Origin of the sequence: Micromonospora musae (assembly GCF_003626545.1) — a bacterium.
Classification (GTDB): domain Bacteria; phylum Actinomycetota; class Actinomycetes; order Mycobacteriales; family Micromonosporaceae; genus Micromonospora; species Micromonospora musae.
Genome location: NZ_RAZS01000016.1, coordinates 72,395 through 87,090 on the forward strand (window position 1 = coordinate 72,395; position 14,696 = coordinate 87,090).

Annotated in this window: 12 protein-coding genes; all 12 read right to left on the reverse strand. The window is 73.3% G+C overall.

All coding sequences use genetic code 11. The annotated features are described in order from the left end of the window. Positions 1 to 99: 99 nt before the first annotated feature. Positions 100 to 579 carry a glycosyltransferase family 28 protein gene (locus D7147_RS30470; RefSeq protein WP_120683897.1) on the reverse strand — a complete coding sequence of 160 codons (480 nt, stop codon included), beginning with the start codon at positions 577 to 579 and terminating at the stop codon, positions 100 to 102. Between the two features lie 223 nt (positions 580 to 802). Continuing rightward, the gene (locus tag D7147_RS30475) at positions 803 to 2,062 is read right to left on the reverse strand and encodes a hypothetical protein (protein ID WP_120683898.1); all 1,260 of its coding nucleotides are present in this window, start codon (positions 2,060 to 2,062) and stop codon (positions 803 to 805) included. Continuing rightward, positions 2,059 to 2,961, reverse strand: coding sequence for a sulfotransferase family protein (locus D7147_RS30480; RefSeq protein ID WP_120683899.1), 903 nt, complete (start codon positions 2,959 to 2,961; stop codon positions 2,059 to 2,061). Before D7147_RS30480 ends, D7147_RS30475 begins: the two co-directional genes overlap by 4 nt. A gap of 8 nt (positions 2,962 to 2,969) precedes the next feature. After that, positions 2,970 to 4,556, reverse strand: coding sequence for a lipopolysaccharide biosynthesis protein (locus D7147_RS30485; protein WP_120683901.1), 1,587 nt, complete (start codon positions 4,554 to 4,556; stop codon positions 2,970 to 2,972). Further along, positions 4,553 to 5,791 (reverse strand): O-antigen ligase family protein, encoded by a 1,239-nt coding sequence (locus D7147_RS30490; RefSeq protein WP_120684010.1) that lies wholly within the window; start codon positions 5,789 to 5,791, stop codon positions 4,553 to 4,555. Before D7147_RS30490 ends, D7147_RS30485 begins: the two co-directional genes overlap by 4 nt. A 120-nt stretch (positions 5,792 to 5,911) precedes the next feature. Beyond that, positions 5,912 to 7,522, reverse strand: a complete 1,611-nt coding sequence (locus D7147_RS30495; protein ID WP_120683903.1) for a lipopolysaccharide biosynthesis protein — start codon at positions 7,520 to 7,522, stop codon at positions 5,912 to 5,914. Next, positions 7,515 to 8,030 carry an acyltransferase gene (locus D7147_RS30500; protein ID WP_407663403.1) on the reverse strand — a complete coding sequence of 172 codons (516 nt, stop codon included), beginning with the start codon at positions 8,028 to 8,030 and terminating at the stop codon, positions 7,515 to 7,517. Before D7147_RS30500 ends, D7147_RS30495 begins: the two co-directional genes overlap by 8 nt. Before the next feature lie 130 nt (positions 8,031 to 8,160). Next, complete coding sequence (locus D7147_RS30505) at positions 8,161 to 10,104, reverse strand: delta-60 repeat domain-containing protein (RefSeq protein WP_233563584.1); 1,944 nt, start codon at positions 10,102 to 10,104, stop codon at positions 8,161 to 8,163. A gap of 198 nt (positions 10,105 to 10,302) precedes the next feature. Then, a complete protein-coding gene (locus D7147_RS30510) occupies positions 10,303 to 12,012 on the reverse strand; it encodes a glycosyl hydrolase (protein ID WP_120683909.1) in 1,710 nt (569 codons plus the stop codon). A gap of 142 nt (positions 12,013 to 12,154) precedes the next feature. Continuing rightward, the gene (locus D7147_RS30515) at positions 12,155 to 12,979 is read right to left on the reverse strand and encodes a shikimate dehydrogenase (protein ID WP_120683911.1); all 825 of its coding nucleotides are present in this window, start codon (positions 12,977 to 12,979) and stop codon (positions 12,155 to 12,157) included. Then, a complete protein-coding gene (gene mltG, locus D7147_RS30520; RefSeq protein WP_120683913.1) occupies positions 12,979 to 14,172 on the reverse strand; it encodes an endolytic transglycosylase MltG in 1,194 nt (397 codons plus the stop codon). The genes D7147_RS30515 and mltG overlap by 1 nt, the downstream gene beginning before the upstream one ends. Continuing rightward, positions 14,172 to 14,630 (reverse strand): Holliday junction resolvase RuvX, encoded by a 459-nt coding sequence (gene ruvX, locus D7147_RS30525; RefSeq protein WP_120683915.1) that lies wholly within the window; start codon positions 14,628 to 14,630, stop codon positions 14,172 to 14,174. The genes mltG and ruvX overlap by 1 nt, the downstream gene beginning before the upstream one ends. Positions 14,631 to 14,696: the final 66 nt, after the last annotated feature.

Here is a 14,696-nt window from a genome sequence, read left to right on the forward strand (position 1 = left end):
GCGACGGGTCGGGACGGCCGACCGGGCGGGTGACGTGCGGCGCGGACCGGCCGGGGGCCGGCCGGTGCGTCGGGGCGGTGCCCGTGCTCGCGTCCCCGCTCACAGCAGTGTTCCCACGACTGTCGCCTCCGGGTACTGCCGCCGCTGCTCGTCCCACTGCACGAGCATCGCGGAGAGGAACGGCCGGCAGAGCCGCGCCGTCAGCGTCGGCGTGTCGATCCGGTCGTACACCTCGATGTAGACGGTCGGCACGCGCCGCAGCCGGGCCAGCACGACGAACGGCACGGCCACCCCGGCGCCCGTGGTCACCACCGCGGCGACCCGCCGGCTGCGCAGCACCCGCCAGGCGAGCACGGCGTTGCGCAGCAGGTTCGGCACGTGCCGGGTGGTGGGGTGGTGCGCGGGCACCAGCTCCTCACCGGCGAGCAGCGACACCGCCTCGGGCGTGTCGAAGGTGACCCAGCACCGTCGCCACTTCTCGTACCACGGTCGCAGGGCCAGCAGTTGGGCCAGATGTCCGCCGCTGGACCCGACCAGCAGCAGGACCCGGGGCCCTCCGTCCTCGATGTTCACGTCCACGCGACTCCCCACAGATTCGCTTGGAATTCCGGCCGGCGCCAGGCAGAAGCAGATCACAGGTCATCCGGCTGGTGTATAGGGCGACTGGGTGATCGATCGGTGTTCCGCCGGTGACCTCGGGGGACAACGGCCGCGGCAGTCCATCGACCGCCATCACGACGAGCAATTCTTCCGTCACGCTACGCCAACGGTCAACGCCCCTCGGCGCGGCGAACCGCCAGGATCAGACGTTATGTCGTTTCTCGATGACGTCCAGCAGGGCGGGATGCAGGGCAGCGTTCCAGCCCGCCCCGGCATCGGCCAGCCGGAAGGTCCGCAGCCACATCTCCACCAGGTACGCGTCGGCCACCGCCTGGCGCCGCGCGGGATCGAGCCCGAGCTGGTCGCCGTAGCGGGCGAGTCGGGTGTCGACCGCCCCGGCGGCGGCCGCGGCCGGCTCGCCCCGCAGCACCAGGGCCCGCTGGAACGCGTCGTGCGCCAGGTCGAACCCGAGCGGCACGTCGGGCGCGCTGTGCTCCCAGTCCCAGGCGACCAGCTCACCGGCGTGCCGGCCGAGGTTCCACGGCACCCAGTCACCGTGCCAGTGCCCGAACTCGAGCGCCGTGCCGCCGTGCCGCCGGGCCAGGGCCGCCACGGCGGCGACCGCGCGCCGCCCGGACGCGTCGGCGGCGCCCGCCCGGGCCGCCTCGGCGGTGAGCCGGTCGAGGAAGGACGAACCCGCCAACGGCCGGGGCGGCGACGCGGGACGGCCCCGACGGGCCACCGCGAGCAGCGCGGCGATCTGGGGCGGCTCGGTGAGCGGCACCGCGCGTACCCGGGGTGGCAGCGGCTCGACCACCGCGACGACCTGCCCGGCCCACTCGACCTGGGCGAGCAGCCGGGGCGTGGCCGGATGGTCCGGCACCCCGGTCAGCTCGGCCAGCTCACGCAGCGCGGCGGCCTCGGCGGTGACCAGGGCCCGGGTCGCGCCGTTCCAGCCGATCTTCGCGTACCCCCGGGGGCGACCGTCCCCGGTGAAGAGCGCCAGCGTGGGCTTGTGGTTCGGGTCCGGCGGGCGCACCCCGCAGCCGGCGTGCAGCGGACCGGCGGCCAGCGTCTCGCCGAGCCGTTCGGCCAGCAGCAGCTCCGCCGGGGTGACGCCGCCCGGCACCGACACGGTGAGGGTGGGGAAGGCCGGGCCCGCCGCGCCGACCCGGGACAGCCCGCCGAGCGCGGCCCGTACGGCGCGTACCCGGGGCGGCCGCAGCGCGTTGTACGCCAGCAGCGCCGCCGCGGTGGCCCGGGGCGCCCCGAGGGGCAGCAGGAACCGGGCCCGGGACACCGACGGGACGACCGCGTACCGGGCCGCCACCCGGTGACCGGCCGGCGGGGCGGCGCCGACGGTCAGCGTGACCCGCTCGTCGCCGAAGACGGCACGGGTCACCCAGCCCAGTCCGTCGCCACGGGACCGGGGATCGCGGGAGGTGCCGACGGCGCTCGTCACGCGGCCCGGTCCGGCCAGTCGAGGTCCAGGTCGAGCCGTCGCCGCAGCGCGTCGTTGTGCGGCTGGTAGTACGCCGTCAGCTCCTCCCGTACGCCCGGGTCCAGTGGGGCGGAGCGCCGGTCGTTGTAGACCTTGAACTCCGGCAGGTCGTGGTGGGGCAGGCCGAGGAAGTCGAGCGTTCGGCGGTAGGTCGCTCGGGCGTCCCGGTAGAGGTTCTCGCTGGGCAGGAAGAGGAACTGCTCCGGGTCGAACCGGGCCAGCCACGGCTCCAGGTGCTCCAGGTAGCGCCCCCGGGCCCGGTAGGTGTACCAGTCGTACCGCTCGCTGTGGTGTTCCGGCTCGGCGATCAGCCGTTCCCGCTCCCCCGCGGTGCGCTCGTCCTCGGCGGCGAGGGCGTCGGCGAAGTCCAGCGGCTCGATGCCGTGGGTGCGCCGCTCCTTCCAGTGCGAGTACGCCCGCTCGACCGGGTCGCGCAGCAGGACGATGAGCCGGACCGACGGCATGAGCGCGGCGACGCGCTGCGCGGCCAGCGGGTGGAACATGTACAGCGGCGCGGCCTCGCCGACCCGCACCGGCCCGCCGTGCCGGCTCGCCAGCGCCTCCCGCTGCCGCTGGGTCGGGAAGTGCGACCGGTACCAGGCCTCACCCCGGCGCCAGTTCTCCTCGAAGTAGTGCGACGCCTTCGTGTTCCACGCCGGGAAGAGACGCGGCACCAGCGGGTGCTGGATGAGGTAGTTCCAGAGCGAGGTGGTGCCACCCCGCTTCGTGCCGATGATCAGGAAGTCCGGTAGCGGACGCCGGTCGCTGGTCCGCACCCCGTAGTCGACCAGGGACTCCTTCACCCGGTTGGTCACCTGGGTCGGCACGAGCTGCTTGACCCGGTCACGGATGGACGGCACGAGTTACCTCACCTGCCCTTCGTCGCCGCAGCGGGGCCGGCGTCGTCCGACGCCCCCTCCCGCCCGCGGATCTGTCCCATGGTCGCCCGGAGACGCCGTCGCACCCGGGGCATCGTCAACATGCCGACGCAGCCGGCCGCCAGCACGGCCAGCGCCACCGCCAGTCCCGGGATGCCCCGCCCGGCGGCGAGCACGCCGACCAGCGCGGCCGCGCCCACCCCGGCGAGCGTCCCGACCGCCGCCCGCAGCAGCCCGACGTCGACCAGCCGCCGGCCGACGACGGCCCGGGCGAACCCGGCCGCCGCGAGGTTCTCGGTGGCGATCCCCGTCGCCCAGGCCAGCGCGGCCCCGGTGGCGCCGTGCGCCGGGATGAGCCACAGCCCCAGCGAGACGGTGACGAGGAGGCCGGCGAGCGCGGCGCTCAGGTGCAGGCCGCTGCGTCCACCCATCAGCAGCAGGCTCTGCACGTTGCCCACCCCGGTATTGATCAGCATGGCGAGGGCGAGCACGGTCATCGCGGGCGCGCCGGCGGCGAACTCGGGGCCGAAGAGCTGCAGGAAGGCCGGCCCGAAGACGGCCAGCAGCAGGTAGACCGGCCAGGAGAGCACCAGCGCCCAGGTGGTGAGCCGCCGGTGCACCGCCGCCGCAGCGGCCCGCTCACCGCGGCCGAGCAGCCGCGACAGCTGCGGCGACACCGCCACCCGCAGGCCCTGCATGGCCAACTGCCCGGCGAGGATGTAACGGCCGACCGCCCCGAAGACACCCGCGTCGGCCTGCCCGGCGAGCACCGAGGTGAGCAGCACCCCGACCCACATGCTGCCCGCGTCGATCGCCGCCGAGGCCGCCCGGGGCAGCGCGAAGCCCCAGAACCACGTCCAGTCCGCCCGCTGCGGCCGCAGCGTCGCCCCGCGCCCGAGGCCGAGGGGGCCGGCGACGAGCGCGAGGCAGACCAGCAGGGCGATGGCGGCCGGCACCAGCCAGCCGCCCACGCCGATGACGAGGCCACCACCGGCCAGGGCCGCCGCGCCGACCAGCACCGGCCGGGCGACCGGCAGCAGCAGGAACTGCACGCCGACGTACGCGCGGATGGGGCGTACGCAGCGCAGCGCCGCGAGCAGCAGGGTCGTCCCGACCACCACCGGCACCGCCACGAAGGCGAGCGCCAGCAGCGGAGTGCCCTCGGCCCCGGAGCCGCCCAGCAACCGGGGCGCCAACGCTCCGGCGCTCAGCACCCCGACGACGGCCACCACAAGCGCGACGACCAACGGCGGAATCAGCGCGACCGGCAGCACCCGGGCGGCGTCCCCGCGCGTGCCGGTCCGCCGCCGGGGCAGCGCCCACATCAGCCCGGTCTCCGCGCCCAGCGTGCAGACGGCGGTGGCGACGGTGACCACCCCGATCGCGGCGAAGAACGCGCCCGAGCCGACGGTGCCGTAGCCGCGGGTGATCACCACGGCGAGCACGAAGCCGAAGAGTCCGCTGGTCGCCGCGCCGATCAGCCCGGCCGCGCCGCTGCGCACGCTGCGCCGCGCCTCCGCCTCGCTGTCGGCCCCACCGCCGGGGGTGGGCTCCCGACCGGTGTCGACGGCCGTCACGCGGGCACCGCCGCAAGACGCGCGACGGGGCGCGCCGGACCGCGCGGTCGCTCCCGCACGCTCAGCGCCATGGCGAACGCGACCGCGAAGAAGGCGACCGCGAGGTTCTGGTTGGCCATGCCGTAGAACGGGATCTGCACGAGGCAGACCACCGGCACCACGGCCAGCCACTGGCCGGCCGCCGACGTGGCCCGGCCGCAGATCAGCGCCGCGGTGACGAACCAGGCCAGGAAGCAGAGCAGCGCGGGCACGCCGTGGCTGAACAGCACCATCCAGAACTGCCCCTGCGTGCCGATCGGGGCGTCCGCCGAGACGGTGTCCACGTTGACCGGGGCGCCGTAGCCGAGCCAGGGGGAATCCCGTACCCGACGCAGCACCTCCAGGTAGAGGGAGAGCCGGTCCGCGTTGGTGTCACTCGACTCGACCCTCCGGTTGATCAGGTCGGCGATCGGAATGAAGAGCGCGGCGATCGCGCCGATCACCACCACGCCGACGAGCGACGCGGCGACCCGGACGTTGCCGCGGAGGCTGGCCCGGACGCCGAGCACGGCCAGGCCGACGCCGAGGCTGAGGAACATCGCCCGGTTCAGAGTGAGGAACGCCGGCGGCAGCGACAACGGCAGCGAGACGAGCAGCGCCACCCGCAGCAGGCCGCGCCGGCGCAGCATGGTGAAGGCGACCACGCAGGGCAGCGTCATCGCGTACGCGCTGCCGTAGTTGTTCGTGTACGCGAACGGCGCCGCCGGCCGGTAGATCGGGTTGAGCGAACGCGCGCTGTACTCCGCCGTGCTCAGGTGCACCATGTCCTGGATGAACGGTGTGTTCGCGACACCACCGGGGAGCAGCACCTCCACCGGGGTGGTCATCGCCAGCCGTGGCGCCAGCACCGCGAGCCACCCCAGCACGACGAGGGCGAACCAGAACGCGGTCAACGGGGTGAGTACGCGCACCAGGTCGGCCCGTTCCCGGGCGGCGGCGTAGACGTACACCCCGACGACCAGCGCGGTGACGTAGAACGCGAGCCGCAGGCCGAAGGTGAGCACCGACCCGGCCGACTGGAGCTGGGTGGCGCTCGCCGTGACGAGGGCGAGGAAGAGCAGCCAACTCCCCGACGCCGGGGGCAGCGGCACCCTTCCCCGGGTCAGCAGGAGCGCGAGCAGCAGCGCGCCGAAGAGCGGCCAGCCGAGGTAGAAGAACCCTGTCAGCCACCAGAGCGGCACCAGCCCGAACATCATCGCCAGCGGCCAGAGCGGCAGCAGCGGGGCCGGGAGCGGCGGCGACGGGTCGAGCGATCCGATCGGGCGCGGCGCCTCCCCGCCCGGTTCGCTGGTCGCCGGGGCGCGGGTGGCCACGTCTCAGCCCCAGCCGCTGCGGGTGAGCACGAACCCGAGCGGGCTGACACCGGCGGCCCGCAGCCGCTCGACGAGGCGGCGCAGGTCGCCCTGCCGGGTCCGGTCCCGCTCCACCACCACCACGGCGGTGCCCTGCCGGGCGATCGCCACCCCGCGTTCGTCCGACTCGGCCGGTGGAGCGTTGTAGAGCACCAGACCGTGGTCGGCGCCCTGGTGCCAGCTGCCGAACCGCACGCTGCCGATGCCCACCGTCACCTCGTCCGCGCCGATCAGCCGACCGTTGCGGGCGGCCGGCGCGGACCCCACCCGGGGCAGCGTGAGGGTGGCGTCCGGGTCGCTCGACGGGCGGGCCGCGGGCGGGTGCGGCGACGGCCGCCGGGCCGCGCCGGACTCCGCCGCCGGGCCGGTCACCACCGGCGTACCGGCCACCCGGGGCTTCGGCACGATCGACCGGGCCGCGTCGGCGACCGCCGGCAGCCGCCCCCGGTCGGCGAGCACGGCGTCGCGCAACCGCTCGACCCGCCCGTGGTCGTCGGCGACGTAGACCTCCCGCCCCTCGGCGGACAACGCCACGGCCAGGCTGGCGGTGAGCGCGGTCGGGTCCTCCCGGGCGGCGAGCAGGGCGACCCGGGCGGGCTGGCGGACCCGCTCGGCGATCGCCATCGCCACGTACCGCACGTCGGCGTCGACCGCGCGCCGCCGGCCACGGAAGCGCTGCCGCCGCACCGTACCCAGCATCGGCAGGCCGGTGGCGTCCCGGGCGTCCCGCACCGACCGGACCCGCCGGTCCACCGACTCCCAGGCGTACGCCAGCACCACCCCGAGGAGGGCTCCGCCGAGCAGGCCGGCGATCACGAAGAGCGGCCGGTGCCCGGCGGAGGAGGCCAGCGCCCGCTCGGCCGTCTGGGTGACCCAGCCGGGATTCACGTCGACGGCGGCGATCTCGGTGCGCGCGGCGTTGAGCTGGGTCAGCTGGTTGTTGATCCCGGCGAGCTCGGCCACCGCGGCGTCCGCGGCAGCGGTGCCCCGGGCGCTGTTGGCCCGCCGCTGCACCGCGCCCTGCTGGGCGACCACCTTGGCGATGCTCTCGTCGTAGGAGCGCAGCATCTCGGCGCGTTGCTTCTCGTACATGGCGCGCCGCACGTCCAGGTAGGCCTGGGCGGCGAGGTTGACGGCCTGTACGGCGCGGTCGGCGTCGGGCGCCTGGTAGACGAAGCGGAGGATCTGCCCACCGGTGGGGACCTCCACCTCGAGCGCGGCGCGGATGTCACGAGGATCGCCGCCGACCGAGTCGGCGAGCCGCTGCACCACCTCGGTGCCGGTGGCGATGCCGCTCTCCACGTTCATGTTCACCGCGCGGTCGGCGGCCGCGCCGCTGGGGGTGAACGCGTCGGTGACCACCGGCCGTACCGCCACCACCGCGCTCGCGGTCACCTGCGGCGGCACCAGCATCAGGTAACCGAGCGCGGCGAGCAGGCCGAGCGCCGCCGCGCCCGCGACCAGTCGTGCCCGGTGCAGCGGTACGCGGAGCAGGTCGGTCAGCGTGACGGTTCGCGCCGACCCGTCGCCGGGCGTTCCGCCGGCGGGCCAGGAACCGGAGGTGGTATCAGTCATTGAACTTCTTCACCGTCTGTTGGGGATTGCCGACCACCACGACGCCGGGCGGTACGTCACCGCGCACCACCGTCGCAGCGCCGACCACCGAATCGCGGCCGACCCGTACTCCCTTGAGCACCAACGCGTGCGCCCCGATCCAGACGTTGTCCTCGACGACGATGGGCGCCCGGGTGGCCGGCGTGGGCGGGGCGTGCCGCTGCGCCGGCGGCAGGTTGTGGAAGTCGTTGTCCAGCAGCTCGCAGTCGGACAGCAGGCAGCGGTCGCCGACGGTCACCGAGGTCCAGGTGCCGATCCAGGTGGCGTTCAGCAGACAGTCGGACCCCACCCGGACCTCGCCGGGACCGGCGAAGCGGACCAGCTTGTTCACCCGGGTCCGGTCGCCGATGCTCACCCGCACACCACGGCGCAGGCGGATCCGACCTCGGATCTCGACGTCCCGGCCGAGGGTGAGCCGCCGGTAGCGGAGCCGGTACCAGGAACGTTTGACCGCGAACACCGCGCGCACGAGGCGTCCACCACGCAAGCCACCGGCGCCGACCAACGACCCCTCCCCACGTCCGCGGAGCCGGCGACGGTCGCCCGCCGCCGGCCCGGAGTGAACAATCTATCGATGTTTGGTCACGAACGGTTGATCCTCACTGCACGGAGAAGAATGTCGACGGTGTGGACCAGCTGAGTCCCGGCGCCGCCGGGGCGATCACCGTGACCGCCGTGCCGTCCACCGCCGGCGCGACAGTCGGGTCGAACGGCACGCCGCGCAGCGTCCCGTCGGTGGCGCCGTAGACGATCCGGTCGCCGACCCGGGCCATCCCGCGCACCGTGGACCAGGTGATCCCCGTGGTGGGCAGGGTGAACTCGGTGGCACCGAGGTAGTTGCCGTCGATCTCGAAGTAGCGGTAGTAGAGGGCGTTGGCGCCGGTACGCGTGTAGTAGAGCCGACCGTCCAGGTAGAACGCGCCCGTCATCGCCGCCGGGTTGAACCAGTCGTTGTAGCCGGAGGCCTCCCACGGCGCGCCGATCGCACCGCCGTTGAAGAGCGAGATGTCGATCCGGCTGCCGGTGGGGCTGCCGGCGACCGCACGCGACCAGTAGATCCGGTCGGCGACCCGCCAGGTCGCGCCCGCGCCGACGTAGTTCGGCTGGCTGACCGTCGCGGGCGTGCCGAGCCCGGCGCTGTCGAACGGCACCTTCGCCAGCGTCGCCGACCCGGTGCCGACGTAGAGGTTGCCGGTGGTCTCGGTGGGCGCGTTCTTCGGGGTGATGGTGCGCCCGCCGGAGAGCGGGAACATGCCGAGCCGGCCGTGGTACTCCTCACCCATGCCGTCGGAGTTGTGCCCGAAGTAGAGCCCGTCGGAGCCGCGCCAGAGCACCGGCACGGCAGAGCCCCAGGAGGAGGCGCCGGAGGGCAGCGCCGAGCCGCCGCTGCGCCGCGGGTTCCAGTTCACCGGCAACCCGGTGGCCGGGGTGACCGCGGCGATGCCGAGCCGGTCGATCGCCCCGGCCCCGGCGGCGTCGCTGCGGTTCGGGTTGTTCAGCCAGCGGAAGTGTCCGCCGAGGTAGATGACGTTGTCGGCGACCTCGACCGAGGTGATGGTGTCGTTGCCGGTGAAGTCGACCCAGGTGGCGAGCTGGCCGGTGCCGCGGGCGGCGGTCTCGAACCGGACCAGCGCGTCGCAGTACGCGGCCGGCCAGCCACCACCTCCGTTGCTGCCGACCACGAACCAGCTGCCGTCGCCGCCGAACTTGACGTCCTGCACGTAGTGCACGAACGTCTCGGGAGCGGCGCACGGCGGCACGAACTTCTCCGTGCTCCAGTCGATCACGCTCGGCGTGCCGGTCAGTGCGACGAGGCCGATCTGGTTACGGGGCAGCCCGTCGAGGTAGAGGAAGTTGCCGCCGACGACCAGCGTCGCGCCGTCGGGTGAGACGTCGATCGTCCAGACGTACGGCGAGGTGCCGTGCCGGCCGGTGGTGGCGTCGACGGTGAAGCTCGGATCGATCGCGCCGGTGCTGGCGTTCAGCCGGGCGAGACCCGTGTGCGCCGTGCCGTTCAACCAGTTGAAGGCGCCGGCCACGTAGAGCTGGTTGCCGTGCAACGCCAGGTCCCGGACGTTGCCGCCGTCGGAGCGGCCGACCCAGCTGTCGAGGATCTCGCCGGTGCTCGGGTCGAGGGCCACCAGGTTCTTGCGCGAGACGCCGTTGACGTTCTTGAAGGCGCCGCCGACGATGAGCGTCCCGCCCGGACCGGCGACCAGCGTGTTGACCGCGCCGTCCAGCACCGGCAGGAAGGTGGTGGAGATCGTCCCGGTGCTCCGGTCGTACGCGAAGAGGTAACGCCGGGCGGTCCACGCGGCGGTGGCGGTCTGCCGGATCTGCGTGAAGCTCCCTCCGACGTAGACCAGGTTGCCGACCTGGGCGAAGGCGCGGGTCTCGCCGTCGCGGGCGTGCGGGGTGCTGTTGGCGGGGTTCGCCGCCACGAGGGTCGCGGTTTCCGGGGCGGGTACGACGGCCGCCGCGGACGCGGTCGGCACTACCACCAACGCGGCGACGGTGGTCAGCGCGACCGCCCCCGCCCAGATGCGTAGTCTTCCGGCGGGCTGCCGGCGAATCGGGAGCTCGGGCACGCTGCGCCTCCAAGGTGGATGACAACGCGCGTAGCGTGCCTCGCCGACCGTGGCAGACGGCATCCGCCGATTGGGCGGTCGGTGGATCCGTTACCTGACAGAACTTGCGAGGTGGCGGGTCCGGCCCCACCGGCCGGCTGGGGGCTACGGTCGTCAGCGGCCTCCCGGAGTGGGCTGGCGCAGGTAGGCGTCCTGCCCGGCCCGCGCGAACCCGGCCAGCGCCGCGGCGTCGTGGTTCATCGTCATGTTGCAGCTGGCCGTGCTGGTCGTCATGCCGGGCGAGTTGAAGTAGACCGCCGCCTTGATCTTCGGGTGCGCCTTCAGCGCGGCCGGGAACTCCTCGAACCACCGTCGCTTGGCGGCCGGGTCGGCGGTGTCGAAGTTGGTACCGAACTCGGCGAGCATCCGCGGCTTGCCGGCGCCGATGCCGTGCTCGTCCAGCCACCGGTAGAAGTTGCCGATGGTGGTGCTGGGGCTCTTCCACACCTTGCTGCCGTTGCAGACGTGGAAGTTGTACGGGTCGTACGCCACCCAGTCGACGTACCGGTCGCCGGGGTAGAGGCCGGCGTACCGGTCGTAGTGCCCGGACCAGCCCATCATCGTCCACACCCAGACCGCGTTCTGCGCCCCGGCGGCGGCGAACCGGTCGTGCACGTACCGCCAGGCGCGGACGAACTCGGCGTCGGTGCCCTTCTCCGGCTCGTCCTCCGGCTCGTGGTCGAAGCCCATGAAGACCGGCACACCGGTGTCCCTGATCCGGCCGGCCACCGCGTCGATCGTCGCGTCGTACCGGCCGCTGTAGACGTCCGCCCAGGTCAGCACCTTGCCGCTGGAGAAGATCCGCGACTCCCAGGCGAAGAACATCATCCGCCCCTCGCGCATCTGCTCGCGCTGGTACGGGTCGGGGAAGGCGCCGTTGCTGCCGGTGCCGGAGAAGTCGTGGTAGCGGTGCACGATGTCGAACTGCCGCCCGACCTGCTCCTCCACCTCGGCGACCGCCCGACCGTGGTCCCAGCCGTCGGCGGCGCTGGTCGGCGAGTACATGCCCCACCAGGCGCCGCAGGCGGGCACGAGTTCGGGCGACACCTCTCCGCAGCGTCCGGAACCGGTGGAGGCGCTCGGCGTGGGGCGCGGCGAGGGCCGGCTCGGGCTCGCCGTCGGTGTCGGTGTCGGTCGCGTCGAGGCGCTCGGTGACGCGCTCGGCGTCGGCGGCGTCGCCGCGGCGGTGGTCGGGTTGGGCGCCGGCCGGTCGCCGAGGTCGTAGCTGAGCATCAGGCGGGGGCGCAGCTCGGGGTCGCGGTTCTCGGTGGAGGCCCAGTAGATCCGCGTCTCCAGACCGGTCTGCGCCAACGCGAGCGTGACGGTGCCGTTGCCGGTCACCAGCGGGGACACGTCCCACTCGTTGAAGCCGGGTCGTACGCCGGTCACGGTGTCCACCGCGGGGCCCGGGGTCACCGGCGCCGGCCGGGGCACCGCCGCGTCGACCGGGGAGGCGTGCGCGGTCACCGTGGCGGCGAACGCCCGCCAGGAGTGCACCCGCAGCGTCGCCCGGATGTTGACCGCCGTCGCGGGGAGCGTGGTCACCGCGAACCGGATGACCGCGTCGCGGGCGCCGCGCGGGTTGCCGTCGCAGCGGGTCGCGCAGGTGGCGAGGGTGGTCTTCGCCGCGTTGTCGCCGTCCTGCGACACCCGGGTGGCCGTGGTGTCGGCGACCGCCTGGATCGACGTGTCGTCCGCGGCCAGCAACGGCATCATCGTCGCCACGATGCCGGTCACCACCGACGCGCCGATCACGCCGAGCGCGAGGGCCTTGCGCCGGGGACGGCCGCTACGGGGAAGGCGGTGCAGTCCGTGCCTGCTCACGGGAAACTCCCTGTGTCTGCTTCGGTAACGGAGTGCAGCGTATCGATGACAGCGACAGTCCGTGAGCAAGTCGGCGGGACCTAAGAGCTTCTTAACCGTCGGATAAGGGAGGCAACAGCGCCTCGCCGGCCGTCGACAGCCCTCACTGCCGCCGGGCGTCGGCGAGCGCGGCGGCCATCGCCTCGCGCGGCGCCGACACGCCGGTGAACTGCTCGAACTGGCCGATCGCCTGGGCCAGCAACAGCTCCAGCCCGGAGACGACACGGCAGCCGGACGCCGCGGCGGCGGCAGCCAGCGGGGTCGGCCACGGATCGTAGAGCGCGTCGAAGAACACGGTCCGTGGCCGCCAGGCGACCGTCGCGGCGAGCGGGTCGGCGACGCCCTTCGGCACCGTCGAGAGCACCACGTCGGCGTCCAGCCGCGCGGCGGCGTCCACCCAGGCCGCACCGACCATCGGGATGCCGAGGGCGTCGGCCACCGGACGCAGCTCGTCGACGGCGGCCGCTCGGCGGGCCACCACTGTCACCTCGCGGGCGTCGAGGCGGGCCGCCGCGGCGAGCGCCGCCCGCGCGGTCCCGCCGGCGCCGAGCACGGTCACCGTCGCGCCGCGTCGTACGCCCGCCCCGGCGAGCACCTCGACCATGCCGGTCACGTCGGTGTTGTCGGCGTACCAGGCGCCGTCCGGGCGGCGTACCAGCGTGTTCGCCGCGCCGACCGCGACCGCGACCGGCGAGGCGGTGTCGGCCACCGCGAGCGCCGCCTCCTTGCCGGGCATGGTCACCGACAACCCGGCCCACTCGGGGCCGAGGCCGGCGACGAGGCCCGGCAGTTCGGATTCCGCGCACTCGATCCGGGTGTACGACCACCCGGCCAGCCCGGCCGCCGCGTAGCCGGCGTTGTGGATCACCGGGGAGAGGGAGTGCGTGATCGGTTTGCCGAGCACCGCCGCCCGCCGTCGCACCGTCATCAGATGATCCCGGCCTCCCGGGCCTTCTCCATGTTGCGCTCGTGCTGCTCGAAGGTCTCCGCGAACTCGGAGTGCCCCGCCTTGTCGATCGCCACGAAATAGAACCACTTGCCCGGCGGTGGGCTCATCGCCCCCGCCATGGCCTCCTTGCCCGGGTTGTTGATCGGGCTCGGCGGCAGGCCGCGCAGCTTCCGGTTGTACGGGTTCTTCGGGTCGTCGAGCTCGGCGGCGGTCATGTCGCCCGACCGCTTGGTCGGCTTGCCGATCGACTCCAGGTAGTAGTTGACCGTGACGTCCATCTCCAGGCAGTTGCACGGGAAGTCGCCGTAGACCCGGTTGTAGGCGACCCTGGCGACCTTGCCCAGGTCGTCCTTGTTGCCCGCCTCCGCCTGCGCCAGCGACGCGACGATCAACGCCTCGTACGGGGCGATCTTCCGGTCGCTCTGCACCCGGTCGGCGAACTCCATCTGCCCGGTGACGGTCAGGAAGTTCTGCACCATCAGCGAGAGGATGCCCTCCGCGGTGGCCTTCGGCGGGATCTCGTACGTGTCCGGGTAGAGGAAGCCCTCGACCGTCGGCGTGATCTTCTTCTTGTCGCTGCGCGTGAACCACCAGTCCGGCACACCGAGCCCGATCGGGTCCTTCGCCGCGGTCTCGAACTCCTTCACCGGGATCTTGGTCTTCTCGGAGAGCAGCTTGTAGATGTTCTTTGCGGTACGGCCCTCCGGGATCGTGATCCCGTTGACGATCTTGTTCTTGAGGTCGAGCATCGCGGTGACCGCGTGCGCCCCGCTCATCTCCTTGCGCAGCTTGTAGAAGCCGGGCTGGATGTTCTTGCTGCGCGAGTTGTCGGCCGCCGCCTCGATGAACGCCTTCGGGCTCTTCACCACCCCGGCGGTGAAGAGCGCGTCGGCCATGTCGGCGAGCAGGGCGCCCTGCTTGATCTCGACCTGGACCTCACCGCTGCCGCCACCGTCGTAGTCGGGGGTGACGAAGTAGTTCTGGATCCGGTCGAAACCGTAGAACGCCCCGCCGCCGATCCCGCCCAGCAGGACCATGGCCAGCAGCAACGCCAGGACTGTCTTGCCCCGGCCACCACCCTTGCCGTTGCGTTTACGGACGAAGCTGCGCCGGTGTCGGCCCTTCTCCCCCCGCTCCGCCTCGTCAAAGCCCAGATCGAGATCGTCGATCATTACGTCCGCCTCCGCTGCGCATCCAGCCAGCTCTGCAGAATCTCCACCGCGGCGGCCTGGTCGACCACCGCGCGTTGGCGCTTGCCTCGGACGCCACGCTCGGCCAGCCTACGAGAAGCCACGACCGTTGACATCCTCTCGTCGGTGAGCGTTACCGGCACCGGCGCTATTACATCGGCCAGCCGGTCAGCGTACGCCTTCACCTGCACCGCGGCCGGTCCGTGCCGGCCGGCGAGATCGACCGGAAGCCCGACCACCACCTCCACCGCCTCGTGCTCGGCGACCAGCGCGGCGAGCTCCACCAGGTCGGTGGGGGTCGCGTCCGGCGCGGCCGTCCGATCGCGGGCGACGGTGAGCAGCGGGGTCGCCAGCACCCCGTGCGGGTCGGAACGAGCCACCCCGATGCGTACCTGCCCGACGTCCACCCCGAGCCGGACTCCCCGCGACAACTCGGTCACGGACGATCACCACCCCGATCACGACGAACCGGGATGGACCCGCTGGTCCACCCCGGTTCCCGACGG